A 16,488-nucleotide genomic window follows, 5' to 3' on the forward strand; every position below is an offset into this window, starting at 1 on the left:
GCTATGACTTACCCCCCAACTCCTCCGCCGTCGGGCTCTTCGCCCGAGGGCAAAGATCCCTACCAGCAGGGCGGCAATCCGGGGCAGTACGGCCAGCCCGGTTCGTACGGTCAGCCCGGTTCGTACGGTCAGCCGGGCCCGGGCCAGTACGGCCAGCCGAACCCCGGCCAACCCAATCCGGGCCAGTACGGCCAGCCAGACCCCGGCCAACCCAATCCGGGCCAGTACGGCCAGCCGGGCGGCGCCCAGTACGGGCAGCCCACCCCGGGGCAGTACGGCCAGCCGGCCGGCGGCCAGTACGGCCAGCCGGGTCAGAGCCCCTATGGCGCGCCGCAGTACGGCGCGGGCGGTTTCGGCGCTCCGGGCGCGCCCGGCAAGCCGGATGTGGGCGAGGCGTTCAACTGGGCATGGGCCCAGTTCCGCGCCAAGATCGGGGTGATGATCCTGCCGGGTCTGGCCGTGTTCGGCGCCGCCGTGATCCTGCTGATCCTGGCGATCTTCGGCACCGCGCTGTCGGTCAATGAGGAAACCGTCCGCGTCGGCAGTGGCGACTACTCGTACACGACGACGACATCGGAGATCAATCCGATCGGCCTGATCTTCCTGATGCTGCTGTACTTCGTGTTCGGGTTCGTGCTGCTGTACCTGTCGTCGGCAATCATCTCCGGCGCGTTGAAGGTCGCCGACGGTGTCGACGTGACCGCGCGCGACTTCCTGGTTCCGCGCAATCTCGTTCCGGTCGTCCTGACCGCGCTGCTCGTCGCCGTCGGTGTGGCGATCGGCTCGATCGTGATCATCGGTGGCATCATCGTCGCCTTCTTCGCGCAGTTCGCGATCGTCATCGCCATCGACAAGTCGCTGTCCCCGGTGAACGCGATCAAGGCGTCGTTCGAGCTGGCGAAGAACAACCTCGGCGATTCGCTCATCGCGTGGCTGCTCGCCGGCATCATCGGTGGCGTCGGCGCCATTGTGTGCTACATCGGCCTGATCGTGACGCTGCCGCTGGCACAGCTGTTCTACGTGCACTGCTACCGCCGGATGACCGGTGGGCAGATCGCTCCCGCCCCGGGTGCGGCTCCCGCCTACTGACGGTCCGACGCACGACCTTTCCCGACATCCCGGTGCCTCCTCAGGGGGCACCGGGATTCTTCTGCGCCGATCACTTCGGTGATCGCCCTCGGTTCAGGCCGCCGGTCGACCGGTGCGGCCGTCAGTCGGGCTGTTCCATCGACAGGAACGCCTCGATCGCCCCGCGATAGGTGTCCGGGGCGTCGTCGTGCACCAGGTGTCCGGCTCCCGGCACCCGGAGGTAGCGCGAGTTCGGGTTGGCGGCGCACATCCGGCGCATCTGGCCCGCCGGGGTGACGCCGTACTCGGCCTCGATCACCAGCGTCGGCGCGGCGACCGCGGCCCACTGATCCCAGAAGTGGCGTCCGCCCCACTCCTCGGCGATATCGGCCCAGATATCGAGGCTGCCGTGCAGCGCACCGTCGTCGAAGGCCTCGTAGAAGTAGCGGCCGGCAACCGGGCCGAACATCTGCTCGGCGGCCTCGAGTGAGGCGAACCGGTCAGGCCAGCTGTTGAACCACGGCGTCCACGATCGGGTGGTCTGCCCGCGAAAGTCGGGGGCCATGTCCTCGACGACCAGCGCGGTCACCATCTCCGGGTAGGCGGCGGCGGTGCACCAGGCGTGCAGGCCGCCCATCGAATGCCCGATCAGCACCGCCGGGCCGAGGTCGATCCAGGTGAGTATCTCGGCGACGTCGGCGACGAAACGTTCGGTGGACAACTCGCACGGATCGTCGGGGTGATCGACGTCGGCACCGGTGTGGAAGGCCGCGTCGAAGGTGAACACGCGACCGTAGCGGCGCAGCCACGGAATCTGCCTGCGCCAGGTGCGCCCACGTCCCATCAGTCCGTGCAGCAGGACGATCGGGCCGAGCGGGCCGTCCTGGCCGCCGTGGTCGAGCAGGCCGATGTCCGCGTAGTGCTTGTCCGGCGCCATGGTCACGTCCACCAGGATATTGGACGTCCGTCCGATTGTGCCGCCCACACTGTGCCACCCACACGATGCCGCCCCCCACGATGCCACCGACCGGTACCGGACGCCGGTAGGGCCCCTCGCCCCGGCGCGCAAAGCTCCGGCCGGACCGCAAGTGGCCCTCGCATCTATCCCGGCCCGCGGTACGGCAGTAGGGTGGTGGCCATGTCAGTGGTGAAGATCAACGCGATCAGGGTTCCCGAGGGCGCAGGCCCCGAGTTGGAGAAGCGGTTCCACGCCCGCGCTCATTCGGTCGACGGCTCTCCCGGTTTCCTCGGCTTTCAGCTCCTGCGCCCGGTCAAGGGCGAGGACCGCTACTTCGTGGTGACCAACTGGGCGACCGAGGAGGACTTCCAGACCTGGGCCAAGGGCCCGGCCCGCGAGGCGCACGCCGGCGAGCAGCGCAATCCGGTGGCCTCCGGCGCCGATCTGCTGGAGTTCGAGGTCGTCATCGACCAGAAGCCCTCCGCGTAGGCGGGTGCGCGTGGACCGGTGGGAACCCGCGACAATCCCGATGTTCCCGCTGGGTCGCGCGTTGTTGCCCGGGGATTCGTTGCCGCTGAGGGTTTTCGAGCCCCGCTACCGGGCGTTGCTCACCGATACGCTCGGCGAGTACCGGGAACTGCTCGAACGCCGCGAGGCCGACCCCGACGTCCCCACCCCGACCCTGAGTCCCCCGGGATTCGGTGTGGTGCTCATCTCGCAAGGGCATGAGGTGGGTGGCGGTGACATCCGATACGACGTCGGCACCTACGCCGACATCGCCCAGATGTCCCGGCGACCCGACGGTCAGGCATCGCTGAGCTGTGTGGGCGGCAATCGTTTTCGTGTCGTCGAATGGCTTCCCGAAGCCCCCTACCCACTGGCGACCGTGCAGCCGCTGCCCAACCCACCGGTGACGGCCGAGCATCGAGCCGCATTCGAGTCGCTGTGTGCCCGGGTGGCCACCTTGCTGGACGAGTTCGCCGACAACCGCGGCATTGCGGCGCTCGCACTGAACCCGGTTGAACGCGCCATCGTCGACCTGTCCCGGCTCGACGAGGCGCTCCACGACGAGCTCGGTGTCGCCGGCTGGGCGGCGCGGTTCCCGCTCGGATCATCGGACCGGCAGTTGCTGCTGGAAGCCGACGACGCCGACACCCAGCTCCGCATCCTCGACGACGCCGTCGACGGCCTGGCCGCGGCGGTCGAGTTCACGAGGTAGCCCGCACAGTGGGTATCACAGCCCCCGGGTGCTGCCCTCGTTGAGGAACCGGCGACCGTACAGCCCCGCACGCTCGGTCCGGGTCGGCTGGCGCCCATGCGATCGATCGTCACGACTGTCGCACCGGAGCTCTGCTACGGGCAGCCCTGCTACGCACGCGACGGCAAGGTGGTGTGCTGCTCCAGCAGCGGACAGATGGACAAGCAGCGCTACTCGACCTTCGGGTTCAGCGTTCGGGCCGAGCTCGACTCCGGTGACGGGTTAGAACGACGCTACGATTCGGTGACCCGGCCGGCATCGACGTGCCAATGTCGGTCGGTCCGAACACCAGCCAGCATCCGGCGGTCGTGGGTGACGAGCAGGACGGTGCCCTCGTACGAATCGAGGGCCGATTCGAGTTGTTCGATGGCGGGCAGGTCGAGGTGGTTGGTGGGCTCGTCCAGGACCAGCACGTTGACACCGCGGGCCTGTAGCAGCGCCATCCCGGCACGGGTGCGCTCGCCCGGGGACAGTTCGGCGGCGGGACGGCCTACGTGGTCGGCGCGGAGGCCGAACTTGGCCAACAGCGTGCGGACATCGGCGGTGGACATGTCCGGCATCAGGCTTTCGAAACGGTCGGTCAGCGTTTCCGGTCCGGTGAACTGTCCACGCGCCTGGTCGATTTCGCCGATGGCGACATTGGTGCCGAGGGCGGCCGAGCCCTCGTCGGGAGCGGTGTGCCCCAGCAGTGTCCGGAGCAGCGTCGTCTTTCCGGCCCCGTTGGGACCGGTGATGCCGATCCGCTCGCCCGCGTTCACCTGGACGGACACCGGACCGAACGTGAAATCTCCTTGCCGCACAACAGCGTTGTTGAGGGTGGCGACAACCGAGCTCGATCGCGGGGCGGCGCCGATGGTGAATTCGAGCACCCACTCCTTGCGCGGCTCCTCCACCTCCGCCAGCCGAGCGATGCGGCTTTCCATCTGCCGCACCTTCTGCGCCTGCTTCTCACTCGACTCGGATGCGGCGCGGCGGCGGATCTTGTCGTTGTCGGGTGCTTTGCGGATCGCATTGCGCACACCCTGGCTCGACCATTCGCGTTGCTTGCGCGCCCGCGCGACGAGGTCGGCCTTCTGTTCGGCGAACTCCTCGTACGCCTCCCGCTTGTGCCGCCGCGCCACCTCGCGTTCTTCGAGGTAGCTGTCGTAGCCACCACCGTAGATGGTGTTGGCATGCTGCGCGATATCGAGTTCGAGGACTCGGGTCACGCTGTGCGAGAGGAACTCCCGGTCGTGACTGACCAGTACCACCCCGCCCCGCAGACCGCGCACCACCTCTTCGAGACGGGCGAGGCCGTCGAGGTCGAGGTCGTTGGTGGGTTCGTCGAGCAGCACGATATCGAAGCGCGAACACAGCAGCGCGGCCAGCCCGACCCGGGCGGCCTGGCCACCCGACAGCGAGGTCATGAACGCCGATCCCGGGTCAATACCCGCACCGTCGGCGTCCAGGCCGAGTTCGGCGAGCACCGCGGGCAGCCGTTCGTCGAGGTCGGCGGCACCGGTGGCAAGCCAGTGGTCGAGGGCGGCGGCGTAGACATCAGCGGGATCGGCGCCGGTGGCGGCCTCCGGGGCGCCCAGCGCCTCGGCGGCGGCATCCATCCGCGCCGTGGCGGCCGCACAACCGGTGCGCCGGGCCACGTACTGTGCGACCGTCTCACCGGCGACGCGTTCGTGCTCCTGCGGCAACCAGCCGACGAAGGCGTCGGGCGGGGTCTGTGACACGGTGCCCGCCAGCGGCGCAAGATCGCCCGCGAGCACCCGCAGCAGCGTCGTCTTGCCCGCACCGTTGGCGCCGACGACGCCGATGACATCGCCCGGCGCAACGGTCAGGTCGAGGTTGTCGAACAGCACGCGGTGGGCGTAGCCACCCGCGAGGCCTTTGGCGACGAGCGTTGCGGTCATGGACACCATCGTCGCACCGGACAGCCCTCTACCCACAAAATAGAACGTGTTCTAGTATTGGCCGTGTAGTGGGTCACAACACACAGGGAGTCCGCACGTCCATGCCTGAAACCAGCACGCCTGACACCGCCGAGGCCGCCGATACCGTAGGCGGCGACCGGCACCAGCTCTACATCGGGGGCACGTGGGTCGATCCCCACTCCACAGCCATCGTCGAGGTCTTCTCCCCCGCCACCGGCGCCCGCGTCGGCTCCGCCCCCGACGCCGACGCCACCGACGTCGACGCCGCCGTACGGGCCGCACGCGCGAGTTTCGACTCCGGTGTCTGGAGCAGTGTTCCGCCCGCCGAACGCGCCGATGTCCTCGACCGCGCCGCCGCACTCATCGAGGAACGCAGCGCCGAGATCATCTCGCTGGTGTCCGCCGAGATGGGCGCACCGCCGGCGGCCATCGCCACCCTCCAGCAGCTCCCCGGCACCGGAGTCCTGCGCGCCTACGCTCAGGCCGCCCGCGACTACGCGTGGGTCGAATACCGTGACGGCCTGTTCGGCACCACCCGGATCACCCGCGAACCCGTGGGCGTGGTGGGTGCGATCACGGCGTGGAATGTGCCGTTGTTCTTGATCTGCAACAAGTTCGGCGCCGCGCTCGCAGCCGGATGTTCGATCGTGCTCAAACCCGCACCCGAGACCCCGCTCACCGGCAACTACCTGGCCGAACTGTTCGCCGAGGCGGGCGTGCCCGACGGCGTGATCTCGGTGGTGCCGGGCGGCGCCGACACCGGAAAGGCACTTGTCGAGCATCCCGGCGTCGACAAGATCACCTTCACCGGATCCACCGCCGCGGGCAAGGCAATCGGCGCGGCCTGCGCCCACAGCCTCAAACGGTGCTCACTTGAGCTGGGCGGCAAGTCCGCCGCAATCGTCCTCGACGACGTCGACATCGCCGCCAACGGCTACATGATCACCTTCCTCGGCCTGTTCAACACCGGCCAGGCATGCGTCGCGCAAACCCGAATCCTGGTGCCGCGCAGCCGCCATGACGAAATCGTCGAGGCGATGGTCGCCGCCGCCCGGACGATGACCGTGGGCCTGCCCGACGACCCGTCCGCCCAACTCGGCCCCGTGATCAGCGAACGCCAGCGACAGCGCATCGAGGGCTACATCGAGGCGGGCAAGGCAGCGGGGGCCACCGCAGTCCTCGACGGTGGCCGCCCCGACGGCCTCGACGGCGGGTACTTTCTCACTCCGACGATCTTCACCGGAGTCACCAACGATATGGCGATCGCACAGGAGGAGATCTTCGGCCCGGTGCTCTCGGTCATCGCCTACGACGACGTCGATGAGGCCATCGCCATCGCCAACGACTCCGACTACGGTCTGGCCGGCACGGTATGGACCGCCGACGTCGAACGCGGCATCGCGATCTCCGAGAAGATCCGCACCGGCACCTTCGGCATCAACTTCTACGCCATCGATCCGGGCTCCCCGTTCGGCGGTTTCAAGAACTCCGGCATCGGCCGCGAATGCGGACCCGAAGGGCTCGAAGCGTTCCTCGAACACAAGTCGACGATGCTGCCCGCCGGCTACCAGGTGTCACAGGACTCCTGAAACGCCCACCGGCCGGCTACGAATGTAGCCGACCGGGGAGCACGCGCAGCCACCCCAGGCCCCAGCGGGCCTGGGGTGGCTGCGTCATGCATCGAACGCCGCCGGCCCCCTTGGGGATCGACCGATCAGCCGATGGGGCGGTTGCTCGGCACCTGCACCCAGCTCGGGTTCTTCGGGTCGAGCAGGATGTGCTGCGGTTTGAGGCCGCTGTCGTTGGTGATGGGCCCGAAGCTGACACTCTGCGGGGCGTTGTAGGCGTACAGGGTGACCCGCAGCCGGTGGCCGCGCTTGAGCAGGGCGTCGGTACCCAGCAACCCGATGTCCAGGTTCTGGACCGAACCCGGTTTCACGGTTGCGCGAGTGAAGGCGTCGAGCGCGTAGTACGGGTCGACGACATCGCCGTTGGGGGCGTACGTCGATTGCGCCGGCACCATCTGGTTGCGGATCGACACCGTCATATTGCCTGTGGTGAGGATCGTCGACCGCCCGTCGGGGGCGACGTCGGTGAGCACCGCGACATAGAAGCCGTCGCGGGCGTCCACCTGGGTTCGCACGTGGACGTTGACCGCACCGTTGATCGACGTCGCCTGCTTCACCGGCGCGGAGGTGAAGGTGAGGCCGTTGCGTTCGCTGACCCGGTTGTCGTTGGCACAGCCGTCGATCGGGCTGATGAGGCCCACGAACGCCCGGTTGGAGTCACCTGAGCAGAGCGTGGTGACCCCCGCCGATACCGTCCACTTGGCCGCCTTGGTTCCGCCGGACGATCGCAGTGAACCGTCTTTGAGGGCGGTCGGCGCGGTGCCGCTGTGCGCCGCGTTCAGGTAGAGCCTGCGATGGGTCTGATCGGTGCGGGGCATGGTGGCCGACTGCACCCAGCCACCACCCTGTTGATGACTGGTGGCCTGCGAGTACTTGTCGATGCCGTTGTCGACGCCTTTGAGCCACTTGTCGAACCAGGCCCGCTGCAACGAGGTGATGCTCGGCGGTGTTCCCTTCCGGCCCATGTCCCAACCGTTGGTCACGTGCTGGCCGGTGCTCATCACCAGCTTCTTCTTGTCGTCCGGCAATCCACTGAGCTGGTTGAGGGCGCGCCATTCCATGTTGGTGAACAGGTCCTGCCAGCCGCCGATCACGAACGCCGGGGTGGTGATGTTGGCGGCATCAGTGGTCAGCGCCTTCCGATACGCGGACTTCATGGACACCAGGTCCCTTGTGCGACCGGTCAGTTCGTCGACGCTCGGGGCGGTCAGGCCCTCGATGTACTCGGGGATGAACACCGCCGGGTTCGCGATGCGATCGGCCAGCCACTTCGGATCGAACTGTCCGCGCAGCAGTCTCGGCAGATCGGGGATGAACTTGGTGGCGTTCACCGCGAACAGCCATAGCCCGAGAAAACCCGCACCGAAACCCGATCCCGGCGCGACCACGTCGGCGACGATGTCGCTCATCGGCGCGGCGGGGAAGATCGCGCCGAGGCCCTTGGGCCGTTTCGCGGCAGCCTGAATCTGGTTGATCGCCGAATACGAGTACCCGGACATACCGAGTTTGCCGTTGGAGTAGGACCGCGTCCGCGCCCAGTCGAGAACCTCGATAGTGTCACGTTGTTCGCGGCTGCCGAACACATCCCACACACCCTGCGAACCGCCGCCGGTGCCCCGGACTTCGGCGACGATCTGCGTGTACCCGGACCGGACCAGTTTCTCGTCGACGGAGAAGATGGACGGCACACCACCGGCGGCGACCTTGAGCAGTCGTTCGGTGCCCGAGATCCCGGTGCCCGACAGGTTGACGCTCGCCAGCAGATCGAACGCCTGCTTGGACAATTCGGGGTAGTTGGCGGCGGCTCCGGCGATCATGCTGATCAGCTTGTTGTACGGGGTCATGTTGACGATGACCGGCGTCTTGGTGTCGACGGCCCGGCCGCTTGAGTCGGCGGGGCGGTACACGTCGGCGCGGAGCACGGTGCCGTCGGACATGTGGATGGGCACGCTGGTGCTGACGGCGACGCGCGGATACTTCTGCCGCTCGCTCTGTGCGGTCTTCGTCCACTGCGCCGGGTGCAATCCGAGCGGGGCGGCATCGGCCCGTGGGACGGCCACGCACAACGCGGCAACAACAGACAGCACCGCGAGAAGGATGACCCCCACGCGCCTCAAACCCAAACCCATAATGACCCTCCCCCTCAGGGTGAAGCACCCTCGGAACCACACCGCACCACCGACGCGGTACGCCGATGTAATGTGCGTCGCCGACAGCCGGCGATGTACCCCACGCCATAGATCCCAACTCACGGGTAACTTGATGTCAAGCCGCCGGATATGCGCATACCGCGCCGATCAGACCCGCGCGGGCGTCGTCGAGATCCCTGCAAGTACCCAGCGTCCGTTCCGAGGCGAGCCCGCGCGGGGCCGCCGGCATCAGCGCAGCCACCTGCCGTACCTTCACCGGGTCGACATCGAGGCGGGCAAGGCAGCGGGGCCACCGCAGTCCTCGACGGTGGCCGCCCCGACGGCCTCGACGGCGGGTACTTTCTCACTCCGACGATCTTCACCGGAGTCACCAACGATATGGCGATCGCACAGGAGGAGATCTTCGGCCCGGTGCTCTCGGTCATCGCCTACGACGACGTCGATGAGGCCATCGCCATCGCCAACGACTCCGACTACGGTCTGGCCGGCACGGTATGGACCGCCGACGTCGAACGCGGCATCGCGATCTCCGAGAAGATCCGCACCGGCACCTTCGGCATCAACTTCTACGCCATCGATCCGGGCTCCCCGTTCGGCGGTTTCAAGAACTCCGGCATCGGCCGCGAATGCGGACCCGAAGGGCTCGAAGCGTTCCTCGAACACAAGTCGACAATGCTGCCGACGGGTTACCAAGTGCCACAGAACCCCTGAGTCATCCCAGTAACCGAGTAGCCCGGCCCGCACCGGTGCGGTCCGGGCTTAGGAGATCAATGAACCACCGACGATCGGGGCGTGCGCAAACGGCAGACGTCGATCGGCAATCCATCGGCCGGCACCGCACCGGTGCCATAGGTGAACCTGATCCGATATCCTTGCGGCACCGACCATTCGAACTTGGTCAACAGCTGATGGAGAATGAGTTTCGCCTCCATCGCAGCGAAATACATTCCGATGCATCGGTGGGCACCGCCACCGAAGGGAGCCCAGGCGAACCTGTGCACTCGGTCCTCACTTCGTTCCGGTGAGAATCGTTCGGGGTCCCAGCGTTTAGGCTCGGGCCACCATTCGGGCAGTTGCATCGTAGCCCATGGGTGTATTCCCACGAGACAGCCTTGCGGTATGTAGTGCCCCAGAATATCCGTGTCGCGGACTGTTTTTCGGAATATCATTCCGACGGGCGCGTTAATACGAACGGTTTCCCTGAATACCAGGTCCATTCCGGACAACGCGTCCAGGCTCTTGACCGTGATCGCCGAGTCGCCCAGCTCACAAGATTCTTCCCGCAGTCTATCCTGCCAATCACGATGAAGGCCCAAATAGTACACCATCATCGATAGCGCAACGCTCGTGGTGTCATGTGCCGCCATCATGGCGAAGATCATGTGATTGACGACGTCTTCGTCCGTGAAGGCGTTACCGTCCTCGTCGGAGCTGTTGCACAACACGGTGAACAGATCACCACCGCTTCCGGCACGCCGTGCCGGTATCCAGGAACGGAAGTACTCCTGCAGCATCTCGCGCCCACGCAGGCCCCGTGCCCAGGTGAAGTTGCCGACGTCGGCACGAAGAAACGCACGTCCGCCGTGCACCGTCGCGTCGAACGCTTCCTCCAGCCTGCGGGTGTGCTCGGGTGCGAGCTCCGAGCCCATGAATACCTCGCTCGCTACCGCGAGGAGAAGACCCTTGATCCGGGCCGAAGCCGGGAATCCCTGTCCCCCATCCCACTCCGAAATGTGATCGGCGACGAGCGGAGCCATGAGTTCCAGGTATCCGTCGAGGCGCCGCGGCGTGAACGCGGCCTGCATGATCCGACGGTGGTGCCGATGCTCGGCGAAGTCCAGCAACATGAGGCCGCGGTCGAAAAACGGACCGATCAATTGACCCCAACCAAGTTCGGACGACATCACTCCGTCGCGGTCCATCCACGCCGCCTCGATCGCATCCGGACCGATCAGGTGGACAATATTGCCACCGAACCACCGTGACCACGACACCTGACCGTATCGCCGATATTGCCGCAGCACATTGCCCAGCGGGTTTCCCAGCATATCCACCGTGTTACCCACCAGGGGCAGACCCGAATCGCCGGGGACTGACAGCAGCCCCGAACCGACGGGTGCAGGCGCGAGCGGACGCTCGGGACGCGGGTAACCCGCCTGTGCCCGTAGTAGATTCCGACGCACCGCCTGGATCGATTTCATCGGTGCTCGCCCTTCCACCTAGGACATCGGGTCCGGTTCTCCGACCGAACGACCATCACTGCCGACTCGGATCGACGTTCGCCAGACGCACCTGGCTGACTGCCACCTGTTTGCCCTCATCATCAATGATATCGACCCGCCACAGTTGTTGCGACCGACCTCGATGCACAGGAGTACAGGTGGCATGCAATGTTCCACTCCGACTCGCGCGAAGCAGATCTGTGTTGTTATTGACTCCCACCACAGTGCCTTTGGCGCCAAGCCACTTCATACCGGCACACGAGGCAACCTCTTCCGCGACCGACGTATACACGCCACCGTGCACCCTGCCGAACACCTGCATGTGGTTACTCGTCAGATTCACCACCGCGCGTACCCGGTCAGGAGTGACCTCGCAGTACTCGATACCGATGTATCGGCCGAAGTTGTCCCTGCTGCCGTTCAGTTTCCGCACCCGTTCCAGCGCACCGTCATCCATGTACCCGCTCCTCTTCGGTCGGTGTGAGGCCAACCTGCCGTCTATCCCAGTGCTCGCGGTATAGCCCACCCGCGGCAATGAGTTCGTCGTGTGTGCCCGACTCGACCACCCGCCCGTCGGCTCCGAGCACGATGATCAGGTCAGCGTCTCGCACGGTGTGCAGGCGGTGTGCCACCACGACGACAGTGTGCGCATCGCGAAGGGCGAACAGCGCGTCGATGATCGCCGCCTCGGTGGCCGCATCCACGGAGGCGGTCGGCTCATCCAATAGCACCACCGGACTGTCTTTGAGTAGCGCCCGCGCGAGTGCAACGCGCTGGCGTTGTCCACCGGACAACGACGTGCCGCCCTCACCTACATTGGTGGCCATCGCGCCGGGCAGGTCCCCGATCATCGACTCGACCGCAGATGCGGCGATCGCCCGGGACAACTCTTCCGTCGTCGCGTTCGGCCGAGCGATTCGGATGTTCTCCTCGATGGTGGCGTCGAATAAAAACGTATCCTGAAAGAGTGGGGTTACGAGGCTATTCACCGTTGCCGTACCGATTTCCGGCAACGGCACACCGCCGATGAGGATCTGCCCCTCGTCCGGATCGGCGAACCGGCATAGCAACCGGATGAGCGTGGTTTTTCCCGATCCCGACGGTCCGACAATCGCCACCAGGGAATTCTCGGGAATCGTGAAGCCGACGTCGTTGATCACGTATTCGCCACCGTAGCCGGCCGAAACGTCACGGAATTCGATGTCGTATCGCCGTGGCACCACGGGCTGTAGCGGTTCGCTCAACCCCGGAGTATCCAGCAGTTCCTTGAGGTCGGTCAGAGTATTGCGGCCTTGACTGAATCCTCCGGACAGGACACCTGCCGCGATGATCGGGTCGGTGAATCGGGTCACCACGATCAGTAGTGCGATGAGTGTCACGGGATCTAGGTGGTCGGTGATCGCCAGCACCACCGCCAGCACCACCGCGGCGGTGAACACCGCTTGCACCAGACTGCCCAACCGCGCGACAGCGCGGCCCTGGGTCTTGGTGGCTCGGCCGAACGCTTCGTACTGCCCGACCAGCGCTTCTTCGACCAGTCCGACACCGCGGGAGTTCTCGTCGGCGGCGCGCAACACCACCTGACATCGGGTGAACTCGATCATCCTGGATGTCGCCAGCGCCGCAGCGGCGGTATGCTCCCGGTCGGAATGTCCTGTCGCCCTGCCTATGCCACGATAGGCTACGAAGATGAGGGGTGCCGCGATCAACAACGTCAGTCCGACGCGCCAATCGATAACGGCTACCCCGATCGCGATGGTCGCCGGTGTCAACACCCCTGAGATCACCGGCCTGATGACCGCATGCGGCACAGCCGCGGCGAACCCGATTCCCGACGACGCCATCTCGGAGAACCGGCCTGCCGTAGCATCCCGGAAGTATCCGAGCGGCAGCGACAAGATCCGCTGTCCCAGAGTCGTCAGAAGGCTATCGAGCAGGGAAGCCGAACCGGACCGGGCCACGGAGCCTGCGATGACGCTGAGCACGACATTGACTGCCGCGAGGATGGCGATCACGAAGAACCACCGATCCACGCCGGACTCGTCATCGTCGATAATCGCCGACAGCAACGGGAACAGTGCCACGAAGGCCATGCCCTGGCAGATCGCCGCGATGGAGGTCAGGCCGATCAGTCGGCCGAGGATCGTGCGGGTCCGCTCATCGACCAGCTCGAACAGATCACGAATCACCGTCGCCTCCGATAGCGTCGATAGGTGCGGCCGAAGCGGATATCTCGGCGTCGGCGCCGTATGCCCGCCAGAGCTTCGCATAGTGGCCCTCAACATTTTTCAGCAGATCTTCGGGTCTGCCGCGCTCCACCACCCGCCCGCTGTCGAGGACGACGATCTGAGCGGCACCGGCTACTGTGCTGAGTCGGTGCGCGATCATGATCACGGTGCGATCTCGTGACAACTCGGCGACGGCGGCCCGCACCGACTCCTCCGAATCGGGGTCGGCGTACGCGGTCGGCTCATCAAGGATGAGTACCGGACATCGAGTGACGAAGGCTCGGGCGATGGCGACGCGCTGCGCCTGTCCACTGGACAGTTCGACCTCCACACCGAGAACCGTGTCCAGGCCGTTCGGAAGATTCAGGATGTCGTCGGCGATGTGAGCTCGGCGCGCCGCGTCCATGATCTCGTCGTCGGTGGCGGATGCGCGAGAGATGCGTATGTTGTCCCGCAGTGACATCGACAGCAGAAGCGGGTCCTGGAAGACGACACCGATGTGCCGATACAGATCGCCGGTCGCCACCTCCCGCAGATCGTGCCCACCCAGTGTGATTCGCCCGGTTGTGGGATCGTGGAAGCGGGCCAGCAGGGTGGCAACGGTAGACTTTCCCGCGCCTGATGCACCAACCAGCGCGGTCGTCGTTCCCGCCGCAAACTCGATCGAAATCCCCTGGATCACCGGATCGCCGGCGCCATATCCGAAGGTGACGTCTTCCATGACCACTGTCGCGTCGAGCGGCCCCGCGCCGCCGAGGTTCACGGGTTCGGCGGGTTCGGGCACGGGTTCGGTGGAAAGGACCTCCGCAATCGCGCCGAGCGCCGAGATACCGGAGATGAGAGCCTCCGAATTCATTGCCGCAGCCACTATCGACGCTGCCAGGCCAAGTCCCAGGACGATTCCCGCGATAAGGCCGATGGGTGTTCCCTCCCGGGTCTGTCCGACACCGACCGCACACATCATGAGCAGAATCGTGACCGGTGAGGTAAGGATGTCGATGAGCGCAAGGTAGACATTCGACTGTCGTGACCAGTCCGACCACGCCTCGACGAGCGACCTCCGGCGATCGGCGTACCGGTCCATTCCGGCGGCGGTCACGTTGAAGGCCTTCATGACGCTGATGCCACGTACGAATTCGACCACCGACGCGGCCATGTTCTCGTTGGCCCGGTTGTACGTCTGCTGCTTCTGTGCCCCGGTTGACAGCATCACTGCCATCACCAGGAAGGTGACGATCACCGGCACCACCGCGATCAGCGCGAACTGCCAGTCGACGATGAACAAGGCGACGAGCGAGATCACCGGCACAAGGATCGCGACAACGGTTTCGTGCACGGTGTGCGCCACCATGTGGTGCACGGAGGCTACGTCACCTTCGACGCCGGCGACGATACCCGACGAGCGTCTGCTGTCGATCCACCCGAGCGGAACCCGCCGGATATGCGCGATGAGGCTGCTCCGCAGGTACAGTTGCACGTCGTTGTCGATGACATGCCCGTAGAAACCCGCACCGGCACTCGCCGCCCCCTTGATCGCCGCCGCAATCACCAGAATGCCCGCGAGAATCCACAGCCGCGTGTGTGATTCGTCGCCCGCGTGGTCGGCGATCTCGATGACGCACAGCAGCGGAATCACGGTGGCCACCGCCGTCACCACAGACAGCATCGCGACACCGTACAGCCTGCCCAGTACCGGCTTGAGCAGGTCGGCAGGACGTACCGCAGGCGGTACGGCGGCGGTCGTCGCGGTGCCGACGGACGTGGAAGTCCGAGCCTTGCCGACGTCGGAATTCGCCCTGTCAGTTCCCATGAGAACCATCACGCTCCAGCACACACAGATACAGCAGACCGATCTGCCGCTCACCGACCACTACGAGGCCGTACCGACCGGCCAGCTCCGCCAGCTCGGACTCGGCGAACACCGAGTGGCCGAACCGTTTCATCGCTGCGATGTCGGCAGCGGCGTTCGCACCGGGCACATCGCGGTAAGTCTGAATCAGCACTCGCCCGTCGGGAGCGAGGATCTCGTCGACCAAGGCGGTCAGCCGCCCTTTGTCGCTCACCTGATGCAACGACCCGATGATCCAGACTTCGTCTGCGGGCGCTGCCGACAGTAGGGTACGGGTCTCCGGTTGCAGAACGTCGGCGACGTAGAATGTGACATCCGCGTCCGGTATACCGCTGCTGTGGTCACGGTGCCGGTTGCACGCCACGTCGATGGCATTGACCGAGAAGTCGACCCCGATGATACGGCCGCCCGTACAGGTACCGTCGCGGGCGATCTTACGGGCGAACCACCCGGTGCCACAGCACAGATCGACGACGACCGACGGCAGCCTGCGCTCTCGCCGGGGCTCGATCGCGCGCAGCTCGCGATACACCCGGGCATGGTCGTAAGGCTCTTTCGCATAGGAGGTCAGGAACTTCGGATATACATAGTTCTCATATCCGGCGAGAACGATCCTGTTATCCATGATCCGATGCGCCGTGTCTGAAAGCCTAATGACTTCCCACCTTCCCTTTTTGTTTCTGTAGCCCGACGACGGTCACGATCACCAGGAACCCCGACCAGACCAGCAACGGAAGCCATCCTGCGAGGGTGGATTCGGTGATGGCCCGCTTCGCCGCCGACACCGGTGTGAGCTCGGCGAGCCACCTGAGCGCGGGCCGATAATTCTCGGCGGGCTGCATGGCGGTGTTCACGAACATCGCGACGACGATCAGTGGTATGACCGCGACCGCACCCTGCGGTGTTCTTATCGAGAAGCCGACGAGGGTGCCCAGACACGCGGCACTCGCCGCCACGATGATCCATACCGGTATCACAGTCGCGGCATTCTCGGCCAGCAGTCGCGACCCGGACACCAGTTCCGTGACCACCGTCAGAGTGAACATCATGATGATGAGGCGCACGAACTCGACGATGACCCGACCTGCGAGCGCAGCGGCGTACGGTGTGGGCATCGTCGCGAACCGTTCGTAGATGCCGCTGTCGCGCTCGGACAACGTATCACCGAGCCCATGATGCACAGCATGAACGCCCAGGACACGGCG

Annotated in this window: 13 protein-coding genes and 1 pseudogene; 5 read left to right on the top strand and 9 right to left on the bottom strand. The window is 65.7% G+C overall.

All coding sequences use genetic code 11. The features are described 5' to 3' along the window. Nucleotides 1–3 precede the first annotated feature (3 nt). Nucleotides 4–1,089 (top strand): DUF2189 domain-containing protein, encoded by a 1,086-nt coding sequence (locus GII31_RS18915; RefSeq protein WP_213244910.1) that lies wholly within the window; start codon nt 4–6, stop codon nt 1,087–1,089. A gap of 121 nt (nt 1,090–1,210) precedes the next feature. On the opposite strand, the gene GII31_RS18920 is transcribed toward GII31_RS18915, so the two are convergent. Next, nucleotides 1,211–2,005: an alpha/beta fold hydrolase gene (locus tag GII31_RS18920; RefSeq protein ID WP_213250695.1), complete on the bottom strand. Its 795-nt coding sequence runs from the start codon at nt 2,003–2,005 to the stop codon at nt 1,211–1,213. Nucleotides 2,006–2,206: 201 nt separating this feature from the next. Between GII31_RS18920 and GII31_RS18925 the strand changes: the two genes are divergently transcribed. Beyond that, on the top strand, nt 2,207–2,515 hold the full coding sequence (locus tag GII31_RS18925) for an antibiotic biosynthesis monooxygenase family protein (protein ID WP_213244911.1): 309 nt from the start codon (nt 2,207–2,209) through the stop codon (nt 2,513–2,515). 40 nt (nt 2,516–2,555) lie between these two features. Next, nucleotides 2,556–3,245, top strand: a complete 690-nt coding sequence (locus GII31_RS18930; RefSeq protein ID WP_213244912.1) for an LON peptidase substrate-binding domain-containing protein — start codon at nt 2,556–2,558, stop codon at nt 3,243–3,245. A gap of 272 nt (nt 3,246–3,517) precedes the next feature. Here the strand turns inward: GII31_RS18930 and GII31_RS18935 are convergent, their stop codons facing one another. Further along, nucleotides 3,518–5,185 (bottom strand): ABC-F family ATP-binding cassette domain-containing protein, encoded by a 1,668-nt coding sequence (locus GII31_RS18935; protein WP_213244913.1) that lies wholly within the window; start codon nt 5,183–5,185, stop codon nt 3,518–3,520. Between the two features lie 101 nt (nt 5,186–5,286). Between GII31_RS18935 and GII31_RS18940 the strand changes: the two genes are divergently transcribed. Next, nucleotides 5,287–6,795: an aldehyde dehydrogenase gene (locus tag GII31_RS18940; protein WP_213244914.1), complete on the top strand. Its 1,509-nt coding sequence runs from the start codon at nt 5,287–5,289 to the stop codon at nt 6,793–6,795. Nucleotides 6,796–6,920: 125 nt separating this feature from the next. Here the strand turns inward: GII31_RS18940 and GII31_RS18945 are convergent, their stop codons facing one another. Continuing rightward, the gene (locus GII31_RS18945) at nt 6,921–8,921 is read right to left on the bottom strand and encodes a CocE/NonD family hydrolase (protein ID WP_246221951.1); all 2,001 of its coding nucleotides are present in this window, start codon (nt 8,919–8,921) and stop codon (nt 6,921–6,923) included. A gap of 336 nt (nt 8,922–9,257) precedes the next feature. On the opposite strand from GII31_RS18945, the pseudogene GII31_RS18955 reads away from it, so the two are divergent. Beyond that, nucleotides 9,258–9,695: pseudogene (locus GII31_RS18955) on the top strand (aldehyde dehydrogenase family protein); the annotation flags it as partial. 56 nt (nt 9,696–9,751) lie between these two features. Here GII31_RS18955 and GII31_RS18960 read toward each other — a convergent pair. The 6 genes from GII31_RS18960 to GII31_RS18985 are packed head-to-tail and all read right to left on the bottom strand — an operon-like array spanning nt 9,752 to nt 16,440. Next, nucleotides 9,752–11,185: a cytochrome P450 gene (locus tag GII31_RS18960; RefSeq protein WP_213244916.1), complete on the bottom strand. Its 1,434-nt coding sequence runs from the start codon at nt 11,183–11,185 to the stop codon at nt 9,752–9,754. Nucleotides 11,186–11,240: 55 nt separating this feature from the next. Continuing rightward, complete coding sequence (locus GII31_RS18965) at nt 11,241–11,663, bottom strand: PaaI family thioesterase (protein WP_213244917.1); 423 nt, start codon at nt 11,661–11,663, stop codon at nt 11,241–11,243. Beyond that, complete coding sequence (locus GII31_RS18970; RefSeq protein ID WP_213244918.1) at nt 11,656–13,395, bottom strand: ABC transporter ATP-binding protein; 1,740 nt, start codon at nt 13,393–13,395, stop codon at nt 11,656–11,658. Before GII31_RS18970 ends, GII31_RS18965 begins: the two co-directional genes overlap by 8 nt. Beyond that, nucleotides 13,385–15,244 carry an ABC transporter ATP-binding protein gene (locus GII31_RS18975; RefSeq protein WP_213244919.1) on the bottom strand — a complete coding sequence of 620 codons (1,860 nt, stop codon included), beginning with the start codon at nt 15,242–15,244 and terminating at the stop codon, nt 13,385–13,387. Before GII31_RS18975 ends, GII31_RS18970 begins: the two co-directional genes overlap by 11 nt. Then, nucleotides 15,234–15,908 carry a class I SAM-dependent methyltransferase gene (locus tag GII31_RS18980; RefSeq protein ID WP_213244920.1) on the bottom strand — a complete coding sequence of 225 codons (675 nt, stop codon included), beginning with the start codon at nt 15,906–15,908 and terminating at the stop codon, nt 15,234–15,236. The genes GII31_RS18975 and GII31_RS18980 overlap by 11 nt, the downstream gene beginning before the upstream one ends. Before the next feature lie 25 nt (nt 15,909–15,933). Then, nucleotides 15,934–16,440, bottom strand: coding sequence for an ABC transporter permease (locus GII31_RS18985; protein WP_260840103.1), 507 nt, complete (start codon nt 16,438–16,440; stop codon nt 15,934–15,936). Nucleotides 16,441–16,488 lie beyond the last annotated feature (48 nt).

It is taken from the genome of Gordonia pseudamarae, from assembly GCF_025273675.1.
GTDB classification, from domain to species: Bacteria; Actinomycetota; Actinomycetes; order Mycobacteriales; family Mycobacteriaceae; genus Gordonia; species Gordonia pseudamarae.

Bases quoted from the DNA above. Each gene is read 5' to 3' on its own strand.
- GII31_RS18975 (WP_213244919.1), bottom strand. From the start codon at position 15,244: ATGGGAACTGACAGGGCGAATTCCGACGTCGGCAAGGCTCGGACTTCC.
- GII31_RS18915 (WP_213244910.1), top strand. From the start codon at position 4: ATGACTTACCCCCCAACTCCTCCGCCGTCGGGCTCTTCGCCCGAGGGC.
- GII31_RS18925 (WP_213244911.1), top strand. From the start codon at position 2,207: ATGTCAGTGGTGAAGATCAACGCGATCAGGGTTCCCGAGGGCGCAGGC.
- GII31_RS18930 (WP_213244912.1), top strand. From the start codon at position 2,556: ATGTTCCCGCTGGGTCGCGCGTTGTTGCCCGGGGATTCGTTGCCGCTG.
- GII31_RS18920 (WP_213250695.1), bottom strand. From the start codon at position 2,005: ATGGCGCCGGACAAGCACTACGCGGACATCGGCCTGCTCGACCACGGC.
- GII31_RS18980 (WP_213244920.1), bottom strand. From the start codon at position 15,908: ATGGATAACAGGATCGTTCTCGCCGGATATGAGAACTATGTATATCCG.
- GII31_RS18965 (WP_213244917.1), bottom strand. From the start codon at position 11,663: ATGGATGACGGTGCGCTGGAACGGGTGCGGAAACTGAACGGCAGCAGG.
- GII31_RS18940 (WP_213244914.1), top strand. From the start codon at position 5,287: ATGCCTGAAACCAGCACGCCTGACACCGCCGAGGCCGCCGATACCGTA.
- GII31_RS18960 (WP_213244916.1), bottom strand. From the start codon at position 11,185: ATGAAATCGATCCAGGCGGTGCGTCGGAATCTACTACGGGCACAGGCG.
- GII31_RS18935 (WP_213244913.1), bottom strand. From the start codon at position 5,185: ATGACCGCAACGCTCGTCGCCAAAGGCCTCGCGGGTGGCTACGCCCAC.